Here is a 24300-nt window from a genome sequence, read left to right as displayed (position 1 = left end):
CGGGCAGGTACGGATCAGACGCGGCGGCGCTTCGACGGCCTCACCCCGTTGTGCGGGATCGGGGTAACGTCGCGGATCGAGGTGATCGTGAAGCCGACCGCGGCGAGACCGCGCAGCGCGCTCTCGCGCCCCGACCCCGGGCCCTTCACTTCGACTTCCAGCGTGCGCACGCCGTGTTCCGCCGCCTTCTTGCCGGCATCGTCGGCAGCGACCTGGGCGGCATAGGGCGTCGACTTGCGGCTGCCCTTGAAGCCCATCATGCCGGCGCTGGACCAGCTGATCGCATTGCCCTGCGCATCGGTGATGGTGATCATGGTGTTGTTGAAGCTGGCGTTGATGTGCGCGACGCCGCTCGAGATGTTCTTCTTGTCGCGCCGCCTGATCCGGCCGGGTTCGCGTGCCATTGGTTCGGTATCCTGTTCTTAAAAGAAGTGACTGAAAGCGAAGCCTTGCGAAAAGCGTTCGCTTACTTCTTCTTGCCCGCGATGGGCTTCGCCTTGCCCTTGCGGGTGCGGGCGTTGGTGTGCGTGCGCTGCCCGCGGACGGGCAGGCCGGCGCGGTGGCGCAGGCCACGATACGAACGCAGGTCCATCAGGCGCTTGATGTTCATCGCGGTGTTGCGGCGAAGATCGCCCTCGACCTGGTAGTCGGAGTCGATCGTCTCGCGGATCTGCAGGATCTCCGCGTCGCTCAGGTCCTGAACGCGGCGGGAATGATCGATGCCGAGCTTGTCGGCAATCTGCACGGCCGTGGTGCGGCCGATACCGTGAATGTAGGTGAGCGCGATGATCACGCGCTTGTTGGTGGGGATGTTTACCCCGGCAATACGAGCCACTTACTTCTCCATGCTCCACAGGGGCCGACCGGCCGGCTCGCCACGCGAGCACTCGGCCTCCCCTATCTCAACGCTATCGTTCATCGGCGAAAGACGAATGCCGGAAATGGCAAAAAGTCCGAATGGCGCGCGTTTCATGCTGCCGCCTCTCGAACTACCCCGCAAATGCCGAATGAAGAGCGCGCTTAGGGCGATTCTCCTCGCGCGTCAACAGCCATGCGCGCGCATACCGTCACACCGCCCGATGCGGCCGGTGAGGGGCTCGCTGCAAGGTCAGCGTATATCAGCTTTGCCCTGCGGTCAAAAGGCTTCGGCCGCGTTTACCACGCCCCGCGGGCGCACCGGCGGGTCAGCCGTCCGACAAGTCCTCGAAAGCCTGCTCGACGCTTTCGCGCGCAGGCGCCTCGCGCGCGCCCTCGTCCACGCCCGCGCCTGCCCCCTCGTCCGCATCTGGCGCGGCCTCTTCGCCCTTTTCACCGGCGGCGCCCCCTTCTGCGGGCTGTTCCGCCGGCTGTTCAGGAGCCGCCGGGGAGTCGGCGGGGCCGAGCAGCGTGGCCAGCCCGTCGAGCTGCTGGGCAATCACGGCGTCCACCGCGGCCGCGATCTTCGCGGTTTCATACCGCATGTAGCCACCGACGACATATTCGAAGGTCACGGCCGTCCCGTCTTCCTGCGCGTCGAAGGCGATCGTCAGCACGCCGGTCACGGCCTCGCTCTGCAACGGGCCCAGCGCGCCGCGCATCCGCAGCGCGCTGTCGGGCGCGGCATAGATCACTTCCATGTGCCGGACGCTGCCGGCAAGGCCGACCGTCTCGGCGGTATCGACTTCGGGGATGCGTTCGCAGAAACAGCCGCCCGCCTGGGGCGTGAGGGTCAGGTTGGCGGCATCGCCCGACCAGGTGTGGCCGTCGCTCCACCAGCGCGCCGGGGAAATCAGCGCCATCCACGCTTCGCGCGGGCTCGCTTCGACCACGCGGACATGGCGGGTGACGAAGGCCCCCTCGCCCGCCTCGACCACTTCCGCCGCGGCGGGCCCGGCCTGGGCCAGCGCCGCGGCAGCCAGCAGGGCGGCAAGGCCGCGGGTGCCGGCGGCGCGGGCCGCCCGGGGTGTGGTGGTGGAGCGCATCGCCATCGGTAATCCTCCCTCGCGCCGGCAGCTATTCCACAACCGGACGCACGAGGCAAAGCCCGGGCGCATCGCTATGCCAGGATGGCGTCGATATTCCCGGTGACTTCGTCGATCGCCTGCATCCCGTCCACCCGGCTGACGATGCCGCGTTCTTCGTAGATCGGCAGGATCGGCGCGGTCTTGGCGCGATATTCGACCATGCGCGTGCGGACCGTTTCCTCGTTGTCGTCGGGCCGGCGCTTGAACTCGGTCGCGCCGCATTCGTCGCACACGCCGGGCCTCGCCGGCTGCTTGAACGAATCGTGATAGCCCGCGCCGCAATTGGCGCACGTGAAGCGGCCGGTGATCCGTTCGACCAGCGCGTCCTCGTCCACGACCAGCTCGATCACGTGGTCCAGCGAGCGGCCGTGCCGGGCGAGGATCTCGTCGAGCGCGCTCGCCTGCGCGGCCGTGCGCGGATAGCCGTCGAAGATCGCGCCGACATCGTCGCCCATCGCGGTCAGTTCGGCATCGATCAGTTCGGAAACGATCTCGTCCGAGACCAGCTCCCCGCGATCCATGACCGCCTTCGCCTTGAGGCCCACCGGCGTACCGGCGCGCACCGCGCCGCGCAGCATGTCGCCGGTGGACAGCTGCCGCATGCCGTGGCGCTGCTCCAGGCGCTGCGCCTGCGTGCCCTTGCCTGCCCCCGGAGGCCCGAGAAGGATGATATCCAAGCCGCTTCCCCTATTTCCTGGCGGTTGCGATCAGCGCATGCGGCCTTTCAGCTTCGCCTTCTTGATCAGGTCGCCATACTGGTGCGCCAGCAGGTGCGACTGGATCTGGCTGATCGTGTCGACCGTGACGTTGACCACGATCAGCAGGCTCGTGCCGCCGAGGAACAGCGGGATGCCCGTCTGCGCGATCATGTACTCGGGGATCACGCAGACCAGGGTCAGGTAGATCGCGCCGATCACGGTGATGCGGGTGAGAACGTAATCCAGATACTCGGCGGTCCGCTTGCCCGGGCGGATGCCGGGAATGAAGCCGCCGTTCTTCTTCAGGTTCTCGCTCGTCTCCTCCGGGTTGAAGACCACGGCGGTGTAGAAGAAGCAGAAGAAGATGATCCCGATCGCATAGAGCAGCATGTAGATCGGCTGCCCGTGCGCGAGATACTGGTTCAGCCAGACGATCGCGCTGCCGAACGTGCTCTCGGTATCGACCTGGTTGCCGGCGAACTGACTGATCGTCAGCGGCAGGAGCAGCAGCGAACTGGCGAAGATCGGCGGGATGACGCCCGCGGTGTTGAGCTTCAGCGGCAGGTGGCTGCGATCGGCCTGCATCCCGCCCCGCTGCGTCGCGCGCTTGGGATACTGGATCAGCAGGCGCCGCTGCGCACGCTCCATGAAGCAGATGAACAGGATCAGGATCACGACCATCGCGACGAAGCCGACGATGATGACGGGCGAGATCGAGCCGCTGCGGCCGCCTTCGAACATGTTCGCCGCGAAACCGGGGAACTGGGCGACAATGCCGGCCATGATGATCAGCGACACGCCGTTGCCGATCCCGCGGCTGGTTATCTGCTCGCCCAGCCAGAGGAGGAACATCGTCCCGCCGACGAGGCTGACGACCGCGCCGACGCGGAACATCATGCCCGGCTGGACCACGGCCTGGAGGCCGCTCTGCGCGGCATAGGCCTCGAGCCCGGAAGCCAGGAACCAGCCCTGGATCGCGCAGAGGAAGACAGTGCCGTAACGGGTGTACTGGTTCAGCTTCTGGCGCCCGGTGGCGCCTTCCTTCTTCAGCGCGGCGAGCGAGGGATGGAGCGCGGCGGCCAACTGCACCACGATCGAGGCCGTGATGTAGGGCATGACGCCGAGCGCGATCAGGCTCATGCGTTCGAGCGAACCGCCCGAGAAGGTGTTGAACAGGTCGAGGATGCCGCCCCGCGCGGTGTCATACAGGTCCTGCAGCACCAGCGGGTTCACACCCGGCAGCGGCACGAAGCTGAGGAAACGGAACACGATCAGCGCCCCGATCGTGAACCAGATCCGGTTCTTGAGCTCGGTCGCCTTCGAGAAGTTGGCGAGGCTGAGATTGCTCGCGATATTGTCCGCGCGTGATGCCATGAGAAATGCTTGTGCCCTAACTCGGCGCCGGACCCTCCCGGCTCGGACAGGCTAGATAGGGTGCGGGGGGCACGTTGTCGAACCCCCCGCCCCTATTTTTCCCGCTTACTCGGCGCTGTCGCCGTCGGCGGCCTTCTTCGGCGCGATCACCTCGACCGAACCGCCGGCCTTCTCGACCGCCGCCACGGCGCCCTTGGATGCGCCGGCGACCTTGAACTGGACCTTGGCCTTCAGCTCGCCCTTGCCCAGAAGGCGCACGCCGTCCTTGCCGCCGCGCGCGAGGCCCGCGGCCTTCAGCGCTTCGTGATCGACGACCTTCTTGGCATCGAGCTTGCCCGCGTCGATGAACTTCTGGACCATGCCCAGGTTCACTTCGGCGTAGTCCTTTCCGAACGGGTTGTTGAAGCCGCGCTTCGGCAGGCGCATGTGCAGCGGCATCTGGCCGCCTTCGAAGCCCTTGATGGCCACGCCCGAACGGCTCTTCTGGCCCTTCTGGCCCCGGCCGCCGGTCTTGCCCTTGCCCGAACCGATGCCGCGCCCGACGCGGATCTTCCGGTGGCGGGCGCCTTCGTTGTCGCGGATGTCGTTAAGTTTCATAATCCTGCACTCGCTTTCGCTTTTCTTCGCGCTTCAAAAAATCACGAGCCCCACGCGCGGTGGGAGCCCAGTGCCGACGATTACACACGCCGACGATTACAACGCCGGCGGTCGTAACGCGCCGGCGCTGCCGGTGGCCCCCGCCTCGCGGCAGGGGCCGGCCGGTCAGTCGACGATCGCCACGAGATGCGGGATCTTGGCGATCGCGCCGCGCACCTCGGGGGTGTCCTGGCGTTCGACGACCTTGTGCATCTTGTCGAGGCCCAGGCCGACCAGGATCTTCTTCTGGGCTTCCGGGCGGCGGATCGGCGAACCGACCTGCTTGATCTTGATGGTTTTCGCTTTGGCCATCGAACTTACTCCGCAATCGCGGCGGCGTCGGCTTCAGCCTCCGCCTCGCTGGCGCCACCGCGACCGAGAAGGTCGGCGACCTTCTTGCCGCGGCGCTGGGCAACCGACTTCGGCGAAGTCTGGTCCTGCAGCGCGGCGAACGTGGCGCGGATCATGTTGTAGGGGTTGGACGTGCCGACCGACTTGGTCACGACGTCGGAAACGCCCAGGCTTTCGAACACGGCGCGCATCGGGCCGCCGGCGATGATGCCGGTTCCCGGAGGTGCGGTGCGAACGGTGACCTTGCCGGCGCCGAAACGGCCATTGCCGTCGTGGTGCAGCGTGCGGCCTTCCTTCAGCGGGACGCGGATCATCTTCTTGCGCGCCGAAGCGGTCGCCTTGGAGATCGCCTCGGGCACCTCGCGGGCCTTGCCGTGGCCGAAGCCGACCCGGCCCGAACCGTCGCCGACCACGACCAGCGCCGCGAAACCGAAGCGCTTGCCGCCCTTCACCGTCTTGCTGACGCGGTTGATGTGGACGAGCTTCTCGATGATGCCGTCGTCTTCTTCCTCGCGCCGGCCGCCGCGACGATCGTCGCGCCCGCGGCCCCGGCCGCGACCGCCACGGTCACCGCCGTCGCGCCCGCCCCGGCCGCGACCGCGCGGCTGGGCCGGATCGCCCGAAGCCGCCGACTGGTTCTCGGCCGCCTCGGTCGGCGCCGTGGTCGACGTCGGGGTGGAACCCGCGTTGTCGATCTTCGGCTCCTCGCTCACGGCGTGCTCGGTTTCCGCCTTGGCTTCGACCGTTTCGGCCTTGGTCTCTTCGACCTTGGTCTCCTCGACCTTCGGCGTCTCGGTGTTTTCGGTCTTGTTTTCTTCAGCCATCATCAGAACTCCAGCCCGCCTTCGCGGGCGGCGTCGGCCAGCGCCTTGACGCGGCCGTGGAACAGGAACCCGCCGCGATCGAACACGACGGTGGTCACGCCCGCCTTCTTGGCGGCCGCGGCGATATCCTTGCCGACCTGCTTGGCAGCATCGACATTGGCGCCCGAGGCCTTGCCGCCCAGGGTCGACGCGGCAGCCAGGGTCTTGCCCTGGGTGTCGTCGATGATCTGGGCATAGATGTGCTTGCCGGTCCGGTGGACCGACAGGCGCGGGCGATCGCCGGCGCGGCTGCGCAGGGCCGTGCGGACACGGCGACGGCGGCGTTCGAAAAGGGAAAGCTTGGCCATCTTACTTCTTCTTCCCTTCCTTGCGGAAGATGTACTCGCCGCGATACTTGATGCCCTTGCCCTTGTAGGGTTCGGGCTTGCGCCAGCGGCGGATCTCTGCGGCGAACTGCCCGACGGACTGCTTGTCGATCCCGCTGATCTCGACCGTGGTCTGATCCGGGGTCTTCACCTCGATGCCTTCGGGCACGTCGAGATCGACGTCGTGGCTGAAGCCGAGCTGAAGCTTGAGCTTCTTGCCCTGGGCCTGCGCACGATAGCCGACGCCCGAGATCTCGAGCACCTTGGTATAGCCTTCGGTGACGCCTTCGACGAGGTTGGCAACGAGCGTGCGCTGCATTCCCCAGAAATCGCGCGAGCGGCGGCTGTCGTTGGCCGGCTGCACCGAAATCTCGTCGCCTTCGAGCTTGTAGACCACTTCGTCCACGAGACCCATCGAAAGGGTGCCCTTCGGCCCCTTCACGGTCAGCGTGCCGTTGTCGATCGTGGCGGTGACCCCGCTCGGGATCGCCACCGGCTTCTTGCCGATGCGGCTCATCAGAACACCTCCGCCAGCACTTCGCCGCCGACGTTCTGGGTGCGCGCCTCGTTGTCCGAGAGCACGCCCTTCGGCGTCGAGACGATGGTGATGCCCAGGCCGTTGCGCACCGTCGGCAGTTCCTTGGAACCCGAGTAGATCCGGCGGCCGGGCTTGGAGACGCGGGCGACGTGCTTGATCGCAGGTTCGCCCTCGAAATACTTCAGTTCGATCCGCAGCGCGGGGTGCTTGCCGGTCGAATCCTCGCTGTAGCCACGGATGTAGCCTTCGCGCTGAAGAACCTCGAGCACGTTCGCACGCAGCTTCGATGCCGGCGAGAGGACGGAATCCTTCTTCGCCTGCTGGCCGTTGCGGATGCGGGTGAGCATGTCACCCAGGGGATCGGTCATAGCCATCTGTCAGTCCTCACCAGCTCGACTTGGTCAGGCCCGGAATCAGGCCCTTGTTGCCGAGGTCGCGCAGTTCGATGCGGTTGAGGCCGAACTTGCGGTAATAGCCGCGCGGGCGGCCGGTGGTGGTGCAGCGATTGCGCACGCGGGTCGGATTTCCGTTCCGCGGGATCTCCGCCATCTTCAGGCGCGCGATCAGGCGTTCGCTCTCGTCGAGCGACTCGTCGTCGGCAATCGCCTTCAGACGGGCGTACTTGCCCGCGTACTTCTTCACGAGCTTCTTGCGACGCTCGTTCTTGTTGATGGAACTCAGTTTCGCCATTGGACTTAAGCTCTCTTTGCTTTCCTAGCGTTCAGGGGGCCGCTCACGCGGCCTCCTTCTCTTCGGCGGCCTGCTCTGCAGGGAACGGGAAACCGAACAGGCGCAGCAGTTCGCGGGCTTCCTCGTCGGTCTTCGCCGTCGTGGTCACGATGATATCCATGCCCCGGACCTTCTCGATCCTGTCGTAGCTGATCTCGGGGAAGATGATCTGTTCCTTCAGACCCATCGCGTAGTTGCCGCGCCCGTCGAAGCTCTTCGGGTTCAGCCCGCGGAAGTCGCGGATGCGCGGCATGGCGATGGTCACCAGGCGGTCGAGGAACTCGTACATGCGTTCGCGGCGCAGGGTGACCTTGCAGCCGATCGGCATGCCTTCGCGCAGCTTGAACTGCGCGATCGACTTCTTGGCCTTGGTGATGACCGGCTTCTGGCCGGCGATCAGGGCCATTTCCTCGGCAGCGACCTGGACCTTCTTCTTGTCCTGGCTCGCCTCGCCCACGCCCATGTTGAGCGTGATCTTCTCGAGCCGCGGCACCTCGAAGCGGTTCTTGTAACCGAACTTCTCGGTCATCGCCTTGACGATCTGCTCGTCGTAGCGGGCGCGCATGCGCGGGGTGTACTTGTCAGCCATCGATAGTCTCCCCGGACTTGACGGCAACGCGGACCTTCTTCCCGTCCTTCTCTTCGAAGCGGACGCGGGTCGGCTTGCCGTCCTTGGGATCGGCCACGGCCACCTTGGAGATGGGCATCGGCGCTTCGAAGCGGTCGATGCCACCCTGCGGGTTGGCCTGGCTCGGCTTGCGGTGACGGGCGGCGACGTTGATGCCCTCGACCACGATCTTGCCTTCCTTCGGCATGACCTGGCGGACGGTGCCGGTGCGGCCCTTGTCCTTGCCCGAGAGCACGACGACGTTGTCGCCCTTCTTGATCTTCGCGGCGGCCATTACAGCACCTCCGGAGCGAGCGAGATGATCTTCATGAAGCCGCGGCCGCGCAGTTCGCGCACCACCGGGCCGAAGATACGGGTGCCGATCGGTTCCTCGTTCTTGTTGACGAGGACCGCGGCGTTCGAATCGAAGCGGATGGCGCTGCCGTCGGGGCGGCGCACGTCCTTCTTGGTGCGAACGATCACCGCGCGGTGAACGTCGCCCTTCTTGACGCGGGCGCGCGGCTGCGCCTCCTTGACGGAGACGACGATCACGTCGCCGACGCTCGCGGTACGGCGCTTCGACCCGCCCAGCACCTTGATGCACTGGACGCGCTTCGCGCCGCTGTTGTCCGCGACGTCTAGGTTCGATTGCATCTGAATCATCGATGCGGTTCCTTCTCAATGGCTTGCCGGAACATGTCCGGCAGTTCCTTCAAATCGCTCAGTTGCTGGCGGCTTCGACGTCGAGATCGGCCTCGACCGCCTGGACCCCGCCGGCCTTGACCGTGTCGATCACGCGCCAGGTCTTGGTCTTCGAGATCGGCTTGGTCTCTTCGATCCGGACGGTGTCGCCCAGCTTGTATTCGTTCGCTTCGTCGTGCGCGTGGTACTTCTTCGAACGGCGGATGATCTTCCCGTAGAGCGGGTGTTTCACCTTGCGTTCGACCAGCACGGTGACGGTCTTGTCGGTCTTGTCGGAGGTGACAGTCCCGATCAGGATACGCTTCGGCATTGTCTAGCTCCTCAAGCCTTGGCTTCGGCCGCGGCCGCGCGCTCGTTCTGCAGAGTCTTGATCTGCGCGATCTCGCGGCGAACCTGGCGAATCCGCGCCGGGGCTTCCAACTGGTTGGTCGCCGCCTGGAAGCGGAGGTTGAACTGCTCGCGCTTCAGCTCGGTGAGCTGCGCGTCGAGCTGGTCGTCGGTCTTGGTGCGGAGGTCTTCCATCTTGCTCATGATCAGCCCTCCAGGTGCGAGTTGTCGCCGAGACGGGCAACAACCTTCGTCTTGATCGGAAGCTTCATCGCGGCACGTTCGAACGCCTCGGCGGCCAGCGGGCCGGCAACGCCGTCCAGCTCGAACAGGATCCGACCCGGCTTCACGCGGGCGGCCCAGTATTCGACCGAACCCTTGCCCTTGCCCTGACGGACTTCGGCAGGCTTCTTCGACACGGGCACGTCGGGGAAGACGCGGATCCACAGGCGCCCCTGGCGCTTGATGTGGCGCGTGATCGCACGACGGGCCGCCTCGATCTGGCGGGCGGTGATGCGTTCCGGTTCGAGCGCCTTGAGACCGTACGAGCCGAAATTCAGCGTCGTGCCGCCCTTGGCGTCGCCCTTGATCCGGCCCTTGAAGGCCTTGCGGAACTTGGTTTTCTTCGGTTGCAGCATGTTATCTACTCAAGTTCGATGCTCAGCGCGCCGGACGGACGCCGGAGGTCTGCGATTCCATCATCAGACGGTCCTGGGCCGTCGGATCATGGCCGAGGATCTCGCCCTTGAAGACCCACACCTTGATGCCGATGATGCCGTAGGCGGTCAGCGCCTCGGCTTCGGCATAGTCGATGTTGGCGCGCAGCGTGTGCAGCGGCACGCGGCCTTCGCGGTACTGTTCGACACGGGCGATTTCCGCCCCGCCGAGACGGCCGCCGCAGACGATCTTGATGCCTTCGGCGCCGAGACGCATGGCCGACTGCATCGCGCGCTTCATCGCGCGGCGGAAGGCCACGCGGCGAACGAGCTGGTCGGCAATGCCCTGCGCGACGAGCTTGGCATCGACTTCCGGCTTGCGGATCTCGACGATGTTCAGCTTCACCTCGCTCTCGGTCATCGACGCGAGCTTGGTGCGCAGCTTCTCGATGTCGGCGCCCTTCTTGCCGATGATGACACCGGGACGGGCTGCGTAGATCGAGATGCGGCACAGCTTGGCCGGGCGCTCGATCACGACCTTCGAGATCGCTGCCTGCGGCAGGCTCTCGATGATGTGCTTGCGGATCTCGATGTCTTCCTTGAGCAGCTTGGCGTAGTCGCGCCCTTCGGCGTACCAGCGGCTGTCCCAGGTGCGGTTGATCTGCAGGCGCAGACCGATCGGATTGCTCTTCTGGCCCATCTTACGCCTCTTCCTGCTCGCGAACCACGATGCGCAGCCGGCTGAACGGCTTGAGGATGCGGGTGCTCTTGCCCCGCCCGCGCGTGTGGAAGCGCTTCATGGTGATCGACTTGCCGACGGAAGCTTCCGCAACCACCAGCGCATCGACGTCCAGGTCGTGATTGTTCTCGGCATTGGCGATCGCCGAGGCGAGCACCTTCGACGCGTCCTTCGCCATCGCCTTCTTCGAGAACGCGAGGATGTTCAGCGCGTCCTCGGCCTTCTTGCCGCGGATCAGCTCGGCGACGAGGTTCAGCTTCTGGGCCGAACCACGAATGGTCGTGCCGACGGCCAGAGCCTCGTTTTCGCCTACGCGGCGGGGAGCTTTCTGCTTGCCCATTAGCGCTTGCCCTTCTTGTCGGCGGCGTGGCCCGGGAAAGTGCGCGTGGGCGCGAACTCACCGAGCTTGTGGCCGACCATGTCTTCGGAAACCGAGACCGGGATGAACTTGTGGCCATTGTAGACGTTGAACGTCAGGCCGACGAACTGCGGGAGGATCGTGCTGCGGCGCGACCAGGTCTTGATCGGCGCACGGCCACCCGCTTCCTGTGCGTCCTCGGCCTTCTTCAGAAGGCTGAGTTCGACGAACGGACCTTTCCAGACGGAACGAGCCATGTGACGATTACCTCTTCTTCTTCGCGTGGCGTGAACGGATAATCATCTTGTCCGTCGCCTTGTTCTTGCGGGTCCGGGCGCCCTTGGTCGGCTTGCCCCACGGCGTAACCGGGTGGCGACCGCCCGAGGTGCGGCCTTCACCACCACCGTGCGGGTGATCGACCGGGTTCTTCGCGACGCCGCGGGTGAGCGGCTTGATGCCCATCCAGCGGCGACGCCCGGCCTTGCCCAGGTTCTGGTTCTGGTTGTCGGGGTTCGACACCGCGCCGACCGTGCCCATGCAATCGGCCCGCAGGTAACGCTGCTCGCCCGAGTTGAGGCGCACGATGACCATGCCGCGGTCGCGGCCGACCAGCTGCACGTAGGCACCGGCCGAGCGGGCGATCTGGCCGCCCTTGCCCGGCTTCATCTCCACGTTGTGGCAGATCGTGCCGACCGGCATCTGGCCCAGCAGCATCGCGTTGCCCGGCTTCGTGTCGGTCTTCTCGCCGGCGACGATCTTGTCGCCGACGGCCAGCCGCTGCGGCGCCAGGATATAGGCCAGCTCGCCGTCGTCGTACTTCACCAGCGCGATGAAGGCCGTCCGGTTCGGATCGTACTCGATCCGCTCCACCGTGCCTTCGACGCCCCACTTGCGGCGCTTGAAGTCGATGTAGCGATACTTCTGCTTGTGGCCGCCGCCCATGCCGCGCGAGGTGACATGGCCCTTGTTGTTGCGGCCGCCCGTCTTGCGCTTGCCTTCCGTCAGCGACTTGACCGGCTTGCCCTTGTACAGGCCGGACTTGTCGACAAGGATGAGACCGCGGCGCGCGGGGCTCGTCGGTTTGTAGTTCTTGAGTGCCATATCCCTAGCCTCAGATTCCGCCGGTGACGTCGATCGAGTCACCTTCCGCCAGCGTAACGACCGCCTTCTTCACGTCGCTGCGCTTGTAGGGCTTGCCCCGCCAGCGCTTCGACTTGCCCTTGACGACAATCGTGTTCACGCCCTTCACCTTGACATCGAACAGCGCCTCGACCGCTTCCTTGATCTGCGGCTTGGTCGCGTCGTTCGCCACCTTGAAGACGACACCGTTCTGCTCCGAAAGCAGGGTCGACTTCTCGGTGATGTGCGGGCTCAGGATCACGTCGTAGTGACGCGCATCGATTTCCTGCTTCTTAGCCATTGAAGCGCGCCTCCAGCTTTTCGACCGCGTCCTTGGTCAGGACGAGCGTGTCGTGCTTCAGGATGTCGTAGACGTTCGCGCCGACCGCCGGCAGGACGTTGACGCCCTTCAGATTGCCGGCCGCCTTGCGGAAGCCCTCGTTCACCGCATCGCCGTCGATGACCAGGACCTTGCCGCTCCAGCCGTTCTTGCCGAACGCTTCGGCCACGGCCTTCGTCTTGGCGTCCTTGAGATCGAGGCTGTCGACGACGACCAGGCCGTCCTTCGCCTTGCTCGACAGCGCCATACGCAGGCCGAGCGCGCGGATCTTCTTGTTCAGCGACGGGTTGAAGTCGCGCTTGCGCGCACCGTGGGCCTTGCCGCCACCGATGAAGATCGGAGCGCCGCGATCGCCGTGGCGAGCGCCGCCCGAACCCTTCTGCCGGCCGAACTTCTTGCCCGTGCGCGCCACGTCCGAGCGCTCGCGCGTCGGCCGGGCGGTGCCGCGCCGGCTTTCGAGCTGCCAGGTGACGACGCGGTGCAGGATGTCGGCGCGCGGCTCGACACCGAACACGGCATCGTTCAGTTCCACGTCGCCGGCCGCCTTGCCGTCGAGTTTCTGGACCTTGACCTTCACGATCAGGACTCCTTGCTCTCACCGCCGGCCTGGCCGTCGGTGGTGTTCTCGGTTGCTTCGCTCTCGGCACCCGCCTGCTGTTCGGCCGCCAGCTTTTCCTGCTGCTCGGCATCGACCTGCGGGTTCACCTCGTGCTCGGCCGCGCTTTCGACCAGGCCGGCATCGGCCTCTTCGTGCTGCGGCGCGCTCGATGCTTTCTCCAGCACGGCACCGGGGAACGGGGCACCTTCGGGAAGCGGCAGCTTCACCGCGTCGCGAACCAGCAGCCAGCCGTTCTTCGAACCCGGGACCGAGCCCTTGACGAACAGGAGGCCGCGATCGGCGTCGGTGCGCACGATCTCGAGGTTCTGCTGGGTGCGCCGGCGGTCGCCCATGTGACCGGCCATCTTCTTGTTCTTGAAGACGCGACCCGGGTCCTGGCGGTTACCGGTCGAACCGTGCGAACGGTGGCTGAGCGAGACGCCGTGCGTCGCGCGCAGGCCGCCGAAGCCCCAGCGCTTCATCGCGCCGGCAAAGCCCTTGCCCTGCGTGTGACCGGTGATGTCGACCTTCTGCCCGGCCACGAAGTGCTCGGCACTGATGGTCGCACCGACCGGGATCAGCGCCTCTTCGTTCTCGACGCGGAACTCGGCGACTTTCATCTTCAGCGGAACTTCCGCCTTGGCGAAAGCTTCGCGCTGCGGCTTGTTCACGTTCTTCTGCTTGGCTTCGCCCGAACCGACCTGGAGCGCGAAGTAGCCATCGCGATCGGCCGTGCGGTGCGAAACGACCTGGCAGTCTTCCAGCGCGAGGACGGTCACGGGAACGTGACGTCCATCCTCCTGGAACAGGCGGGTCATCCCGACTTTCTTTGCGATAACGCCGGTGCGCATCGTTAAGACTCCTAACACAGAGGCACCCCCGGCCCATCCGAAGGTGCGTGACAGCCCTGGATTGTGATGCGTCGCCCCGTCCGGGCTGAAATGCCTTCGAAGCGAAGGCGAGACGGGGGACGCTTGCCCGGCAGGAGCCGGAGGTATCCCTGTTGTCTTTTCGCTTCCGCTTCTGCGGGAAGCAGGAACCGCAGATGCAGCCCCTCGAAATCACCCCGGCCGTTTAAGGTCCGACCGGGCGGACCACCCTCACCGTCGCGAGGATTTCGGTCAGAGCCGGCTCAGGCCAGCTTGATCTCGACGTTGACGCCCGCGGCCAAGTCGAGCTTCATCAGCGCGTCGACCGTCTGGGCGTTGGGCTGCACGATGTCGAGCAGCCGCTTGTAGGTACGCACCTCGAACTGCTCGCGCGACTTCTTGTCGATGTGCGGGCCGCGGTTCACGGTGAACTTCTCGATGCGCGTCGGCATGGGAATGGGGCCACGAATAAGAGCACCCGTACGACGCGCGGTGTCTGCGATTTCGCCAGTGGCCTGGTCGAGAACGCGGTGGTCGAACGCCTTGAGGCGGATGCGGATGTTCTGAGCTTCCATTACCTATACCGATGCGAAAGAGCCTAGGAGCTGCGCCGCTGAAGCAGCTTCACTCCCAACAAAAAAGAAAGGCCTGCCCCGCCTCCCGGAAAACCGGTCAGGGGCGGCCCCCCCTTCGAAAATTCGGACCGGCGGGAGACGAATCCCCCGCCGGTCGCGCGCCTATATTACTTCGTGATCTTGCTGACAACCCCCGAACCGACGGTGCGGCCGCCTTCACGGATGGCGAAGCGAAGACCTTCGTCCATCGCGATCGGCGCGATCAGCTTGACGCCGATCGTCACGTTGTCGCCCGGCATGACCATCTCGGTGCCCTCGGGGAGGATCACTTCGCCGGTCACGTCGGTCGTGCGGAAGTAGAACTGCGGACGATAGTTGGCGAAGAACGGCGTGTGACGGCCGCCCTCGTCCTTCGACAGCACGTAGACTTCCGCACTGAACTCCGTGTGCGGGGTGACCGAACCCGGCTTGGCCAGGACCTGGCCACGCTCGACGTCGTCACGGCCCGTGCCGCGCAGCAGGGCGCCGATGTTGTCGCCGGCTTCACCCGAATCGAGCAGCTTGCGGAACATTTCCACGCCGGTGACCGTGGTCTTCTGCGTGTCGCGGATGCCGACGATCTCGACTTCGTCGCCGACGTTGACCTTGCCGGTCTCGACGCGGCCGGTGACGACCGTGCCGCGGCCCGAGATCGAGAACACGTCCTCGATCGGCATCAGGAAGTCCTTGTCGACCGGACGGTCGGGCTGCGGGATGTGCTCGTCGACCGCAGCCATCAGTTCCTTGATCGAGTTCTCGCCGATTTCCGGATCGCGACCTTCGAGCGCGGCCAGGGCCGAACCCTTGACGATCGGAATGTTGTCGCCGTCGAAGTCGTAGCTGCTGAGCAGTTCGCGCACTTCCAGCTCGACGAGTTCGAGGATTTCCTCGTCGTCGACCTGGTCGACCTTGTTCATGTAGACGACCAGCGCCGGCACGCCGACCTGGCGGGCGAGCAGGATGTGCTCGCGGGTCTGCGGCATCGGGCCGTCGGCGGCGTTCACGACCAGGATCGCGCCGTCCATCTGGGCGGCACCGGTGATCATGTTCTTCACGTAGTCGGCGTGGCCCGGGCAGTCGACGTGCGCGTAGTGGCGCGCATCGGTTTCGTATTCGACGTGCGCGGTCGAGATGGTGATGCCGCGCTCACGCTCTTCCGGCGCCTTGTCGATGTTCGCGAAATCGACCGCCGAGCCCATCACCTTGGTGATGGCAGCCGTCAGCGTGGTCTTGCCGTGGTCGACGTGACCGATGGTGCCGATGTTGCAGTGCGGCTTGTTCCGCTCGAATTTTTCCTTGGCCATTTGCTTGTAACCTCTGTCTGTCAGATTGAATTTCACCAAGTCGCGGACGGCACCGAGGTGAATCAGGCGCCGCCCCTAGACGCTTGCCCAGCCTTAGGCAAGCTTCTCCTTGACCTCCTGAGCGACGTTCGCCGGCACTTCGTCGTAGTGCGAGAACTGCATCGAGTACTGCGCACGCCCCTGCGTGAACGAACGCAGCTCGTTGACGTAGCCGAACATGTTGGCGAGCGGCACGAAGGCTTCCACCGCCTGGGCATTGCCGCGCGTGTCGGTGCCCTGGATCTGCCCGCGGCGGCTGTTGAGGTCGCCGATGACGTCACCGAGGTAATCCTCGGGCGTCACGACCTCGACCTTCATGATCGGCTCGAGGAGCTTGATCCCGGCCTTGGAGGCCGCTTCGCGCATCGCGCCGCGACCGGTGATCTCGAAGGCCACCGTGCTCGAGTCGACGTCGTGGTACTTGCCGTCGATCAGCTCGATCGTGAAGTCGATGATCGGGAATCCGACGAGATAGCCGCTCTCGGCCTGCTCGCGCATGCCCTTCTCGACCGAGGGGATATATTCGCGCGGAATGTTACCGCCCTTGATCTGGTCGTCGAAGATGATGCCCTGGCCGCGTTCGCCGGGGATCACGCGGACCTTGGCTTCACCGAACTGGCCCGAACCACCCGACTGCTTCTTGTGGGTGTAGGTAACCTCGACTTCCTTCGCCAGCGCCTCGCGATAGGCGACCTGCGGCGCACCGACGTTGGCCTCGACCTTGAATTCGCGCTTCATGCGATCGACCAGGATGTCGAGGTGAAGCTCGCCCATGCCCTTGATGATCGTCTGGCCCGATTCGTGATCGGTCGAAACGCGGAAGCTCGGGTCCTCGGCAGCCAGGCGGTTGAGCGCGACGCCCATCTTTTCCTGGTCGGCCTTGGTCTTCGGTTCCACCGACAGCTCGATCACCGGATCGGGGAATTCCATCCGCTCGAGCACGATCGGCGCATTGGGGGCGCAGAGCGTGTCACCGGTGGTCGTTTCCTTCAGGCCGGCGATCGCGACGATGTCGCCCGCGAATGCCTCTTCGATGTCCTCGCGGTTGTTCGAGTGCATCAGCAGCATGCGGCCGATCTTTTCCTTCTTGTCCTTCACCGAGTTCAGGACCTGCCCCTTGGAGAGCTTGCCTGAATAGATGCGGGTGAAGGTGAGCGAACCGACGAACGGGTCGTTCATGATCTTGAAGGCGAGCGCGGCGAACGGCGCGTCGTCGCTCGACGGACGGGTATCTTCCTCGTCGCTGTCGGGCTTGACGCCGCGGATCGCGGGCACGTCGACCGGCGAGGGCATGTAGTCCACCACCGCGTCGAGCAGCGGCTGAACGCCCTTGTTCTTGAAGGCCGAGCCGCACAGGACCGGCACGAAGCTCTGGTTCAGCGTGCCCTTGCGGATCAGGCGCTTGAGCGTCGCCGCGTCAGGCTCGTTGCCTTCGAGGTAGGCTTCCATCACGTCGTCGTCCTGCTCGACGGCCGTTTCGATCAGCTTCTCGCGATACTCGGCAGCCTTGTCGGCCAGGTCCTCGGGGATATCGACGTAGTTGAACTTCGCACCCAGGCTCTCGTCTTCCCAGACGATGCCGCGGTTGTTGACGAGGTCCACGACGCCCTTGAGGTCGCTCTCCGCGCCGATCGGCAGATAGAGCACCAGCGGGGTCGCGCCGAGGCGATCGATGATCGACTGGACGCAGTAGTAGAAATCGGCCCCCGTGCGGTCGAGCTTGTTGATGAAGCACATCCGCGGAACCTTGTACTTGTCCGCCTGGCGCCACACGGTTTCGGACTGCGGCTCGACACCGGCAACGCCGTCGAACACCGCGACCGCGCCGTCGAGCACGCGCAGCGAACGCTCGACCTCGATCGTGAAGTCCACGTGGCCCGGGGTGTCGATGATGTTCAGGCGGTGCTTCGGCCCCTCGCCGTCATCGGCCGACCAGAACGTCGTCGTCGCGGCGGACGTGATCGTTATCCCGCGTTCCTGCTCCTGCTCCATCCAGTCCATCGTGGCGGCGCCGTCATGGACTTCGCCGATCTTGTAGGACTTGCCGGTGTAGTAGAGGATGCGTTCGGACGTGGTGGTCTTGCCGGCATCGATGTGGGCCATGATGCCGAAGTTGCGATAGCGCTCCAGCGGATAGTCGCGGGCCATGATGAATTCCTCGGATCGTGTGGGGGCGCCCGTTCGGGCCAGCCCCCATATGGTTGTTTTTGTGACCGGTTGAAGACCGGTCGCGCCTTACCAGCGGTAGTGCGAGAAGGCCCGGTTGGCGTCGGCCATGCGATGCGTGTCCTCGCGCTTCTTCACCGCGTTGCCGCGATTGTTGGCCGCGTCCAGCAGCTCGCCCGAGAGGCGGGCGGACATCGTGGTTTCGGCCCGGCCGCGCGCGGCCGAGATCAGCCAGCGGATCGCCAGGGCCTGCGCACGCTCGGGACGAACCTCGACCGGCACCTGGTAGGTGGCGCCGCCGACGCGCCGCGAACGGACCTCGACCTGCGGCTTGATGTTGTTCAGCGCATCGTGGAACAGCGCGATCGGATCGGCCTTGGCCTTGGCCTCGACCGTGTCGAGCGCACCGTAGACGATCCGCTCGGCAACCGACTTCTTGCCGTCCAGCATGAGGTTGTTCATGAACTTGGACAGCACCTGATCACCGAACTTCGGATCAGGCAGGATTTCCCGCTTCTCGGGACGACGACGACGTGACATCGGATATTCTCCTGTCAGCCCTTCCCCTTACCGTCACCCTGAACTTGTTTCAGGGTCTATTGTGCCGCGAGGGGTGGACCTATCAATAAACTTGCAAACTCAGGCCAGGGGAAAACATGGATCCTGAACCACGGTCGCTTATGGCGACCTGTTCAGGATGACCTATCCCCCGGACAGGTCACTTCGGCCGCTTGGCACCATACTTGGAGCGCGACTGCTTGCGGTCCTTCACGCCCTGCGTGTCGAGCACGCCGCGCAGCACGTGGTAGCGCACGCCCGGAAGGTCGCGCACACGGCCGCCGCGGATCAGCACGACGGAGTGCTCCTGCAGGTTGTGGCCTTCACCCGGAATATAGGAGATGACTTCGCGCTGGTTGGTCAGGCGGACCTTGGCAACTTTACGCAGAGCCGAGTTCGGCTTCTTCGGGGTCGTCGTATAGACGCGGGTGCAGACGCCGCGCTTCTGCGGGTTCTGCTCCATCGCAGGGACCTTGCTCTTGGCCTTCTGCGGAACGCGGCCCTTGCGGACCAGCTGGTTGATCGTCGGCATTAAGACTTTCTCTCTTCACCGTATGGAGGTGACACCGGGCCGAGGGATGGAGAAAGTCCGGACTGCGCCCGGGTTTCCGCCAGGCGGAAACCCGTCGCGGCGCCTGGGCCGCGGCACCGGCCCTTCCGCAAGTGCGGCGGGGCCCGGCGGCGAGTCTGAAACACTCCACCCGAACGGCCCTGCGGCCACCGGGTTACTTTGACGGCTGCCCCGAAACGCCCTTGCGGGCCGTTTCAATAGAAAAGAGCCTTCGGCGCTCAGCACCAAGGCCCTCCGGGACATGACCGGCAATGTTCAGCTCTATCTGGCCGACGCGGACATGCACCCGCTTCGGATGCGCGCGCCCTTACGGGGATTCGCCCGACCGGTCAAGAGACGGCACCCTGCCCCGGCGCCCGATCGCGCCGGTGCGCCCCTTCCCGCCTAGACCAGCCCGGCATGATCGAGCGCGGCATCGACGGCCTTGCGCGCATGGTCCGAGCAATTGACCAGCGGCAGGCGAACGTCGGGCAGGATCCAGTCGTGCACCCGGCTGAGGGCGTACTTGACCGGAGCCGGGCTCGCATCCTCGAACATCGCGTAGTGCAGCGGATAGAGCAGGTCGTTCAGTTCCCGCGCGCGGACCAGGTCGTTGTCGGCGCAGGCCTGCTGGAACTGCGCGCAGAGCGCGGGGGCGACGTTGGCCGTCACCGAAATGCACCCGGCAGAGCCGGCCGCATTGGCCGGCAGGGCCAGTTCGTCGTCGCCCGAAAGCTGGCAGAAATCCTTGCCGATCCCCATGCGGTGATCGGTCACGCGCGACAGGTCGCCGCTGGCGTCCTTGATCCCCACGATCCGCTCGGGATAGCGCTTGGCCAGTTCGCATACCGTTTCCGGCTCGATGTCGGTCACCGTGCGGCCGGGCACGTTGTAGAGCACGATCGGCAGCTCCGAATTCTCGGCCAGGTAGCTGAAATGGGCGATCAGCCCGGCCTGTCCCGGGCGGTTGTAATAGGGCGCGACGCAGAGCGCGGCAGCCGCCCCCGCCTTGCGCGAAAAGTTCATGTGGAGCAGCGCGTTGCGCGTGTCGTTGCTGCCGCAGCCGGCAATGACGGGGACCCGGCCCGCCGCCTGCTCGATGCAGATTTCGATCACGCGGTGATGCTCGGCATTGGACAGGGTCGATGCCTCGCCCGTCGTGCCGCACGGCACCAGCGCCTTGCTGCCGTTCTCGATCTGCCAGTCGACGAGGCGGCGAAAGGCCGGTTCGTCCAACGATCCATCGCGAAAAGGAGTCACCAGAGCCGGAATCGAACCCGAAAACATTGCCACCATCCTTGCCATTGCCCTAAGCGCGGGGCGAAATCCGCGCTGGGGGATCCATTCATTCAGCGCCTGATAAGGAGGCGGGGGGCAAGATGTCCAGCATGACACGTATTTCCTTGTACGGGCTGGCTTTTCTCGCGAGCACCGTGCTGTCGACATCGGCCCCGCTGGTCGCACAGCCGGACCGGGTCGAAAGCGCGCGCCAGCAGATGGTCGCCGCCGTTCCCTCGCAGGTCGGGCAGGCGATCGATCGCTGGAAATTCCTTACCGCGAACGACCGGATGGATTTCGATTCCTACGCCGGGTTCGCCCTCGCCTTCCCCGAGTTTCCGCGCATGGACGTGATCCGCGGCCACGCGGAAGAGGCGCTGGAACGCGGCGCCCCGAGTTCGGAGGCGCTGGTCGCCTATTTCGACCGCAATCCTCCGCGCAGCAACCCGGCCCGCGCGCGCTACGCGCTCGCCCTCGCCGGCCTGCAACGGCCCGAGGCGTTCGATGTCGCGCGCGAGGCCTGGCGCGGCGGCGACATGAGCACGCCGGCAGAAGCCTACATGCTCGGCCTGTTCGGATCGCGCCTGAGCCCGGAAGACCACGACGCCCGGATGGCCGCGCTGCTCTGGCAGGGCAAGGCCGACGCCGCCGCGCGGCACATGCCCAACGTTTCCCCCGCCTATCGCGACCTGGCGATGGCGCGGCTCTCGATCCTCCAGGGCACGGACCCGGCCGCCGCTGGCCTGCCGGTGCCCGCAGGGGCGCGCAGCGATCCCGGTTACGTCTACAACCTCGCCCGCCACTATCGCTCGACCGGCCGCCTGCCGCAGGCGATCGACCTGCTCGCCAGCCGCCCGCGCTTCGCCGGGCTGCCGTTCGACGCGCAGGATTACGTCACCGAGGCGCTGCGGATCGCGCGCGGGGCCGGGGCGCGCCCGGCGGCGCAGATCGCGGCCAAGGTGGACGACCTGTTCGCGCCCGGTGCCGATATCTCGGGCATGAGCTATCGCCTGCGCGACGACTACACCTCGCTCATGTGGCTCGGCGGGACGAAGGCCCTGTGGACCCTGGGCGACGGCGAGAGCGCGGCGCCGCTGTTCTACCGCTATGGCGCCGCGGCGCGCACGCCCCAGACCCGCTCCAAGGGCTTCTACTGGGCGGGGCTGGCCTCGCACCGGGCCGGCGACGCTGGCGAGGCGCGGCGTTACTGGGAAATGGCGGCCGAGTATCCGGAGTATTTCTACGGCCTGCTGGCGCGCGAACGGCTCGGCCGGCCGCTGCCGCCCTTCGGCACGGCGCCGGCCGCGCAGCCGACGGCGGAACAGCGCGCGGCCTTCCGCAACAACCCGCTCGCGCTTGCCGTTCGCGAGCTTGCGCGGGGCCGGACCGACTGGCGGACGGAACGGTATTTCTTCACCCAGCTGGCCGACTGGGCCCAGGACGCGACCGAAATGCAGCTGGTGGCCGAACTGGCGCAGGAACTGCGCCTGCCCGAACTGGCCGTGGTGATCGGCCGCGCCGCGCCGGAAAAAGGGATCGCGGGCTTCGAACGGGTCGGCTTTCCCGTCGTGGACCAACCGGCCGGCACCGACTTCACCATCGTCCATGCCATCGCCCGGCAGGAAAGCGAGTTCGACCAGGACCGGGTCAGCCACGCCGGCGCCCGCGGGCTGATGCAGCTGATGCCCGGGACCGCGCGCGAACAGGCCGGGATGCTGTCGATGAGCTACAATTACGGCAACCTCATCGCCGACCCGGAATACAACATCCGCCTGGGCGATGCCTATTTCGCGCGCATGATGGATTATTACGGCGGCAGCTACCCACTCGCCATCGCGGCCTACAACGCCGGGCCGGGCAACGTGAACAAGTGGCTGCGGGCCAACGGCGATCCGCGCAACGGGTCGGTGGACTGGCTGCGCTGGATCGAGGAAATCCCGATCTTCGAAACGAAGAACTACGTCCAGCGGGTGATCGAGAACGCCGTGGTCTACGAGGCCATGCACCCCGACCGGGTCCGCTACGGCGGCCCCAAGGGCGTCAGCCGGTTCCTCGGCAAGGCGACGCCCGGCTGATCGCCGGGCGCCCCGCCTTTTCCCTCGTCCGCGATCCGCGCCAGAAGCCTTCGATGCCAGCCCCTGCCAAGACCAACCCGATCACGCCCGCCGGCTACGCCGCGATGAAGGCGCGCTACGACCAGTTGCTGGGGGTCGAGCGGCCGGAGATCGTCGAGATCGTTTCCTGGGCCGCGGGCAATGGCGACCGGAGCGAGAACGGCGACTATCTCTATGGCCGCAAGCGCATGCGCGAGATCGACCGCGAGCTGGCGCACCTGGCCCGCCGGATGAAGGCCGCCCGGGTGATCGACCCGCGCGAGCAGCCCGACCGCTCGCGCGCGTTCTTCGGTGCACGGATCGAGCTGGCCGACGAGGACGACCGGCGCAGGACCGTGATCCTGGTGGGCGACGACGAGCAGGATGCCGGCAGCGGCCGCATCGGCTGGTCCAGCCCCATGGCCCGCGCGCTGCGCGGCGCCGCGGTGGGCGACCTGCGGACCGTGCGCCTGCCCGGCGGGGAAAAGGAATGGGAAGTGGTCGCGATCAGTTATGACTAGGTGGCGATTATGATCAGGTGGCGCCTAATGACGAGGTGGCCGATAGCCCTCCTCGGCCCGGCGCTCGCCGCCCTGGCGCTGGCGGGGCCGGCCGCAGCGCGCGACAGCCTGGGCATGTTCGCCAGCTGGGCGGCGTTCCGCGACCCGGGCGTGCCGCGCTGTTACGCCATCGCCCGCCCGCTGCCCAGTTCCCGGCCCGCCGATTACCGCGCATTCGCCAGCGTCGGCACCTGGCCGCGGCGGCAGGTTCGCGGCCAGGTCCACTTCCGCCTGTCGCGAAAGCTCGCCGCGGAACCGAGGATCAGTCTCGTCGTGGGCGACCGGCGCTTTGCCCTGACGGGCGGCGGCGGCGATGCCTGGGCGCTGGACAAGGGGATGGACGCCGCGATCGTCGCCGCCATGCGGGCCGCGGGGCAGATGTCCATTTCGGCCACCGACGCCAGGAACCGGCGCTTCACCGACCGCTACGACCTGACCGGCGCGGCCACCGCGATGGACGCGGCGAGCGTGGGTTGCGCCAGGCGCTGACCGCGCACGCGAAAAGGGCGGAGCCGCGGCCCCGCCCTTCCCGTTTCAATCCACCGTCCGGCGCGATCAGAAGCGCCAGCCGACCGCGGCCATGACCTGGTGCCGGTCGAGGTCCACGTCGAAACGCTCGCTGTCGGGCAGCGTGCCTTCCATGTCGATCTCGGCTTCCGAGTAGTTCGAGTAACGGTACTCGCCCTTGATATACATGCCCGAATCCATCGCGTACTCGACGCCCGCGCCCACGCGGTAGCCGTCGGTGTCGATATCGTTCGCGAATTCGGTCGTGCCGTCGTTCGAGAGGATGTCGAACCTGGCATTGGTATAACCGCCCTTGGCATAGACCAGCGTGTTCGGCGTTGCCTTCACGCCGGCGCGCAGGCCGATGTAGAGATCGCGATTGGTGTCCACGCTGCCGAGGCCGAAGCCCTCGAAGTCGCCGTCCTCGAAATCGGTATCGGCGGTCGAGCCCATGAACTCGCCCTCGATGCCGACGACCGCGCCGCCGGTGTCGAGGTCGTAACCGGCCTCGATCCCGTAGCCGAAGCCTTCGATCGACTGGTCGTTGTTGTTGTCGTCGGTGTCGTCATCGACCTCGCTGCCGGCCCGGGTCTGGTCGTAGCCGCCGATCACGCCGATGCGCGGGCCGTGGAACGGCGAATCCGCGGTCGATTGCGCCGTCGCGGGGGCCGCGAGCGCGACGAGCGATCCGGTTGCGATAAGTGCGAATGCCTTTTTCATTACGTACTCCATTGTTGTCCGGCATGGGCGTCATCCGCCCGCCTGGACCACCCCAACGGCGCGCGGTTCGGCCTGGTT

Annotated in this window: 35 protein-coding genes; 3 read left to right on the top strand and 32 right to left on the bottom strand. The window is 66.0% G+C overall.

Annotated features, from left to right (window positions below):
- Positions 1–14 precede the first annotated feature (14 nt).
- From rpsK to dapA, 31 genes are all read right to left on the bottom strand, one after another.
- Positions 15–404 (bottom strand): 30S ribosomal protein S11, encoded by a 390-nt coding sequence (gene rpsK, locus T8T98_RS04980; protein WP_047805755.1) that lies wholly within the window; start codon positions 402–404, stop codon positions 15–17.
- A gap of 62 nt (positions 405–466) precedes the next feature.
- Positions 467–835 (bottom strand): 30S ribosomal protein S13, encoded by a 369-nt coding sequence (rpsM, locus tag T8T98_RS04975; RefSeq protein ID WP_160732501.1) that lies wholly within the window; start codon positions 833–835, stop codon positions 467–469.
- Between the two features lie 349 nt (positions 836–1184).
- Positions 1185–1967 carry an SRPBCC family protein gene (locus T8T98_RS04970; protein ID WP_251105908.1) on the bottom strand — a complete coding sequence of 261 codons (783 nt, stop codon included), beginning with the start codon at positions 1965–1967 and terminating at the stop codon, positions 1185–1187.
- 68 nt (positions 1968–2035) lie between these two features.
- The gene (locus tag T8T98_RS04965; RefSeq protein WP_251105909.1) at positions 2036–2680 is read right to left on the bottom strand and encodes an adenylate kinase; all 645 of its coding nucleotides are present in this window, start codon (positions 2678–2680) and stop codon (positions 2036–2038) included.
- A 30-nt stretch (positions 2681–2710) separates the two neighbouring features.
- Positions 2711–4075 (bottom strand): preprotein translocase subunit SecY, encoded by a 1365-nt coding sequence (gene secY, locus T8T98_RS04960; RefSeq protein ID WP_160732499.1) that lies wholly within the window; start codon positions 4073–4075, stop codon positions 2711–2713.
- A 105-nt stretch (positions 4076–4180) separates the two neighbouring features.
- A complete protein-coding gene (gene rplO / locus T8T98_RS04955) occupies positions 4181–4672 on the bottom strand; it encodes a 50S ribosomal protein L15 (RefSeq protein ID WP_251105910.1) in 492 nt (163 codons plus the stop codon).
- A gap of 165 nt (positions 4673–4837) precedes the next feature.
- Positions 4838–5023: a 50S ribosomal protein L30 gene (gene rpmD / locus T8T98_RS04950; RefSeq protein WP_160732497.1), complete on the bottom strand. Its 186-nt coding sequence runs from the start codon at positions 5021–5023 to the stop codon at positions 4838–4840.
- 5 nt (positions 5024–5028) lie between these two features.
- A complete protein-coding gene (gene rpsE / locus T8T98_RS04945; RefSeq protein WP_160732496.1) occupies positions 5029–5889 on the bottom strand; it encodes a 30S ribosomal protein S5 in 861 nt (286 codons plus the stop codon).
- Positions 5889–6233, bottom strand: a complete 345-nt coding sequence (rplR, locus tag T8T98_RS04940) for a 50S ribosomal protein L18 (protein WP_160732495.1) — start codon at positions 6231–6233, stop codon at positions 5889–5891. The genes rpsE and rplR overlap by 1 nt, the downstream gene beginning before the upstream one ends.
- A gap of 1 nt (position 6234) precedes the next feature.
- Entirely contained in the window at positions 6235–6768 is a 534-nt protein-coding gene (rplF, locus tag T8T98_RS04935; protein ID WP_251105911.1) for a 50S ribosomal protein L6, read from the bottom strand.
- Positions 6768–7163 carry a 30S ribosomal protein S8 gene (rpsH, locus tag T8T98_RS04930; protein ID WP_160732493.1) on the bottom strand — a complete coding sequence of 132 codons (396 nt, stop codon included), beginning with the start codon at positions 7161–7163 and terminating at the stop codon, positions 6768–6770. The genes rplF and rpsH overlap by 1 nt, the downstream gene beginning before the upstream one ends.
- Before the next feature lie 10 nt (positions 7164–7173).
- Entirely contained in the window at positions 7174–7479 is a 306-nt protein-coding gene (gene rpsN / locus T8T98_RS04925) for a 30S ribosomal protein S14 (RefSeq protein WP_160732492.1), read from the bottom strand.
- Positions 7480–7522: 43 nt separating this feature from the next.
- The gene (gene rplE / locus T8T98_RS04920) at positions 7523–8107 is read right to left on the bottom strand and encodes a 50S ribosomal protein L5 (RefSeq protein WP_160732491.1); all 585 of its coding nucleotides are present in this window, start codon (positions 8105–8107) and stop codon (positions 7523–7525) included.
- The gene (gene rplX / locus T8T98_RS04915; protein WP_160732490.1) at positions 8100–8420 is read right to left on the bottom strand and encodes a 50S ribosomal protein L24; all 321 of its coding nucleotides are present in this window, start codon (positions 8418–8420) and stop codon (positions 8100–8102) included. The genes rplE and rplX overlap by 8 nt, the downstream gene beginning before the upstream one ends.
- A complete protein-coding gene (rplN, locus tag T8T98_RS04910) occupies positions 8420–8788 on the bottom strand; it encodes a 50S ribosomal protein L14 (RefSeq protein WP_047805743.1) in 369 nt (122 codons plus the stop codon). Before rplN ends, rplX begins: the two co-directional genes overlap by 1 nt.
- A gap of 58 nt (positions 8789–8846) precedes the next feature.
- Positions 8847–9137 carry a 30S ribosomal protein S17 gene (gene rpsQ / locus T8T98_RS04905; RefSeq protein ID WP_251105912.1) on the bottom strand — a complete coding sequence of 97 codons (291 nt, stop codon included), beginning with the start codon at positions 9135–9137 and terminating at the stop codon, positions 8847–8849.
- Between the two features lie 11 nt (positions 9138–9148).
- Positions 9149–9358 carry a 50S ribosomal protein L29 gene (rpmC, locus tag T8T98_RS04900; protein ID WP_160732488.1) on the bottom strand — a complete coding sequence of 70 codons (210 nt, stop codon included), beginning with the start codon at positions 9356–9358 and terminating at the stop codon, positions 9149–9151.
- Between the two features lie 2 nt (positions 9359–9360).
- On the bottom strand, positions 9361–9792 hold the full coding sequence (gene rplP, locus T8T98_RS04895; RefSeq protein WP_160732487.1) for a 50S ribosomal protein L16: 432 nt from the start codon (positions 9790–9792) through the stop codon (positions 9361–9363).
- Positions 9793–9814: 22 nt separating this feature from the next.
- Entirely contained in the window at positions 9815–10510 is a 696-nt protein-coding gene (gene rpsC / locus T8T98_RS04890) for a 30S ribosomal protein S3 (RefSeq protein WP_160732486.1), read from the bottom strand.
- A gap of 1 nt (position 10511) precedes the next feature.
- Positions 10512–10889 (bottom strand): 50S ribosomal protein L22, encoded by a 378-nt coding sequence (rplV, locus tag T8T98_RS04885; protein WP_160732485.1) that lies wholly within the window; start codon positions 10887–10889, stop codon positions 10512–10514.
- Positions 10889–11164: a 30S ribosomal protein S19 gene (rpsS, locus tag T8T98_RS04880; protein ID WP_047805737.1), complete on the bottom strand. Its 276-nt coding sequence runs from the start codon at positions 11162–11164 to the stop codon at positions 10889–10891. Before rpsS ends, rplV begins: the two co-directional genes overlap by 1 nt.
- A gap of 7 nt (positions 11165–11171) precedes the next feature.
- On the bottom strand, positions 11172–12008 hold the full coding sequence (gene rplB / locus T8T98_RS04875) for a 50S ribosomal protein L2 (protein ID WP_160732484.1): 837 nt from the start codon (positions 12006–12008) through the stop codon (positions 11172–11174).
- A gap of 10 nt (positions 12009–12018) precedes the next feature.
- On the bottom strand, positions 12019–12327 hold the full coding sequence (locus T8T98_RS04870; protein WP_160732483.1) for a 50S ribosomal protein L23: 309 nt from the start codon (positions 12325–12327) through the stop codon (positions 12019–12021).
- Positions 12320–12943, bottom strand: a complete 624-nt coding sequence (gene rplD, locus T8T98_RS04865) for a 50S ribosomal protein L4 (RefSeq protein ID WP_251105913.1) — start codon at positions 12941–12943, stop codon at positions 12320–12322. Before rplD ends, T8T98_RS04870 begins: the two co-directional genes overlap by 8 nt.
- Positions 12944–12945: 2 nt before the next feature.
- Positions 12946–13815 carry a 50S ribosomal protein L3 gene (gene rplC, locus T8T98_RS04860; RefSeq protein WP_160732481.1) on the bottom strand — a complete coding sequence of 290 codons (870 nt, stop codon included), beginning with the start codon at positions 13813–13815 and terminating at the stop codon, positions 12946–12948.
- Between the two features lie 281 nt (positions 13816–14096).
- Complete coding sequence (gene rpsJ / locus T8T98_RS04855; protein ID WP_006831877.1) at positions 14097–14408, bottom strand: 30S ribosomal protein S10; 312 nt, start codon at positions 14406–14408, stop codon at positions 14097–14099.
- A gap of 167 nt (positions 14409–14575) precedes the next feature.
- Complete coding sequence (gene tuf / locus T8T98_RS04850; protein ID WP_160732480.1) at positions 14576–15751, bottom strand: elongation factor Tu; 1176 nt, start codon at positions 15749–15751, stop codon at positions 14576–14578.
- Positions 15752–15844: 93 nt separating this feature from the next.
- Positions 15845–17938, bottom strand: a complete 2094-nt coding sequence (fusA, locus tag T8T98_RS04845; RefSeq protein WP_160732479.1) for an elongation factor G — start codon at positions 17936–17938, stop codon at positions 15845–15847.
- Positions 17939–18025: 87 nt separating this feature from the next.
- Positions 18026–18496 carry a 30S ribosomal protein S7 gene (rpsG, locus tag T8T98_RS04840; RefSeq protein ID WP_160732478.1) on the bottom strand — a complete coding sequence of 157 codons (471 nt, stop codon included), beginning with the start codon at positions 18494–18496 and terminating at the stop codon, positions 18026–18028.
- Between the two features lie 178 nt (positions 18497–18674).
- A complete protein-coding gene (gene rpsL, locus T8T98_RS04835; RefSeq protein ID WP_006831873.1) occupies positions 18675–19046 on the bottom strand; it encodes a 30S ribosomal protein S12 in 372 nt (123 codons plus the stop codon).
- A gap of 423 nt (positions 19047–19469) precedes the next feature.
- Positions 19470–20351, bottom strand: a complete 882-nt coding sequence (dapA, locus tag T8T98_RS04830; RefSeq protein WP_251105914.1) for a 4-hydroxy-tetrahydrodipicolinate synthase — start codon at positions 20349–20351, stop codon at positions 19470–19472.
- A gap of 101 nt (positions 20352–20452) precedes the next feature.
- On the opposite strand from dapA, the gene T8T98_RS04825 reads away from it, so the two are divergent.
- Genes T8T98_RS04825 through T8T98_RS04815 form a run of 3 tightly spaced genes read left to right on the top strand, consistent with a single transcriptional unit; the run spans position 20453 to position 23484 of the window.
- Positions 20453–22417: a lytic transglycosylase domain-containing protein gene (locus T8T98_RS04825; RefSeq protein ID WP_322295861.1), complete on the top strand. Its 1965-nt coding sequence runs from the start codon at positions 20453–20455 to the stop codon at positions 22415–22417.
- A 53-nt stretch (positions 22418–22470) separates the two neighbouring features.
- Positions 22471–22956: a transcription elongation factor GreB gene (gene greB, locus T8T98_RS04820; protein ID WP_160732475.1), complete on the top strand. Its 486-nt coding sequence runs from the start codon at positions 22471–22473 to the stop codon at positions 22954–22956.
- A gap of 27 nt (positions 22957–22983) precedes the next feature.
- Positions 22984–23484, top strand: coding sequence for a hypothetical protein (locus T8T98_RS04815; protein WP_251105916.1), 501 nt, complete (start codon positions 22984–22986; stop codon positions 23482–23484).
- 66 nt (positions 23485–23550) lie between these two features.
- Here the strand turns inward: T8T98_RS04815 and T8T98_RS04810 are convergent, their stop codons facing one another.
- Positions 23551–24222: an outer membrane protein gene (locus tag T8T98_RS04810; RefSeq protein ID WP_251105917.1), complete on the bottom strand. Its 672-nt coding sequence runs from the start codon at positions 24220–24222 to the stop codon at positions 23551–23553.
- Positions 24223–24300: the final 78 nt, after the last annotated feature.

Source organism: Pelagerythrobacter marinus (genome assembly GCF_034375205.1).
In the GTDB taxonomy this organism is placed as follows: Bacteria; Pseudomonadota; Alphaproteobacteria; order Sphingomonadales; family Sphingomonadaceae; genus Pelagerythrobacter; species Pelagerythrobacter marinus.
The sequence above is the reverse complement of the archived record's forward strand: the minus strand, read 5'-3'. Positions and strand labels throughout refer to the sequence as shown.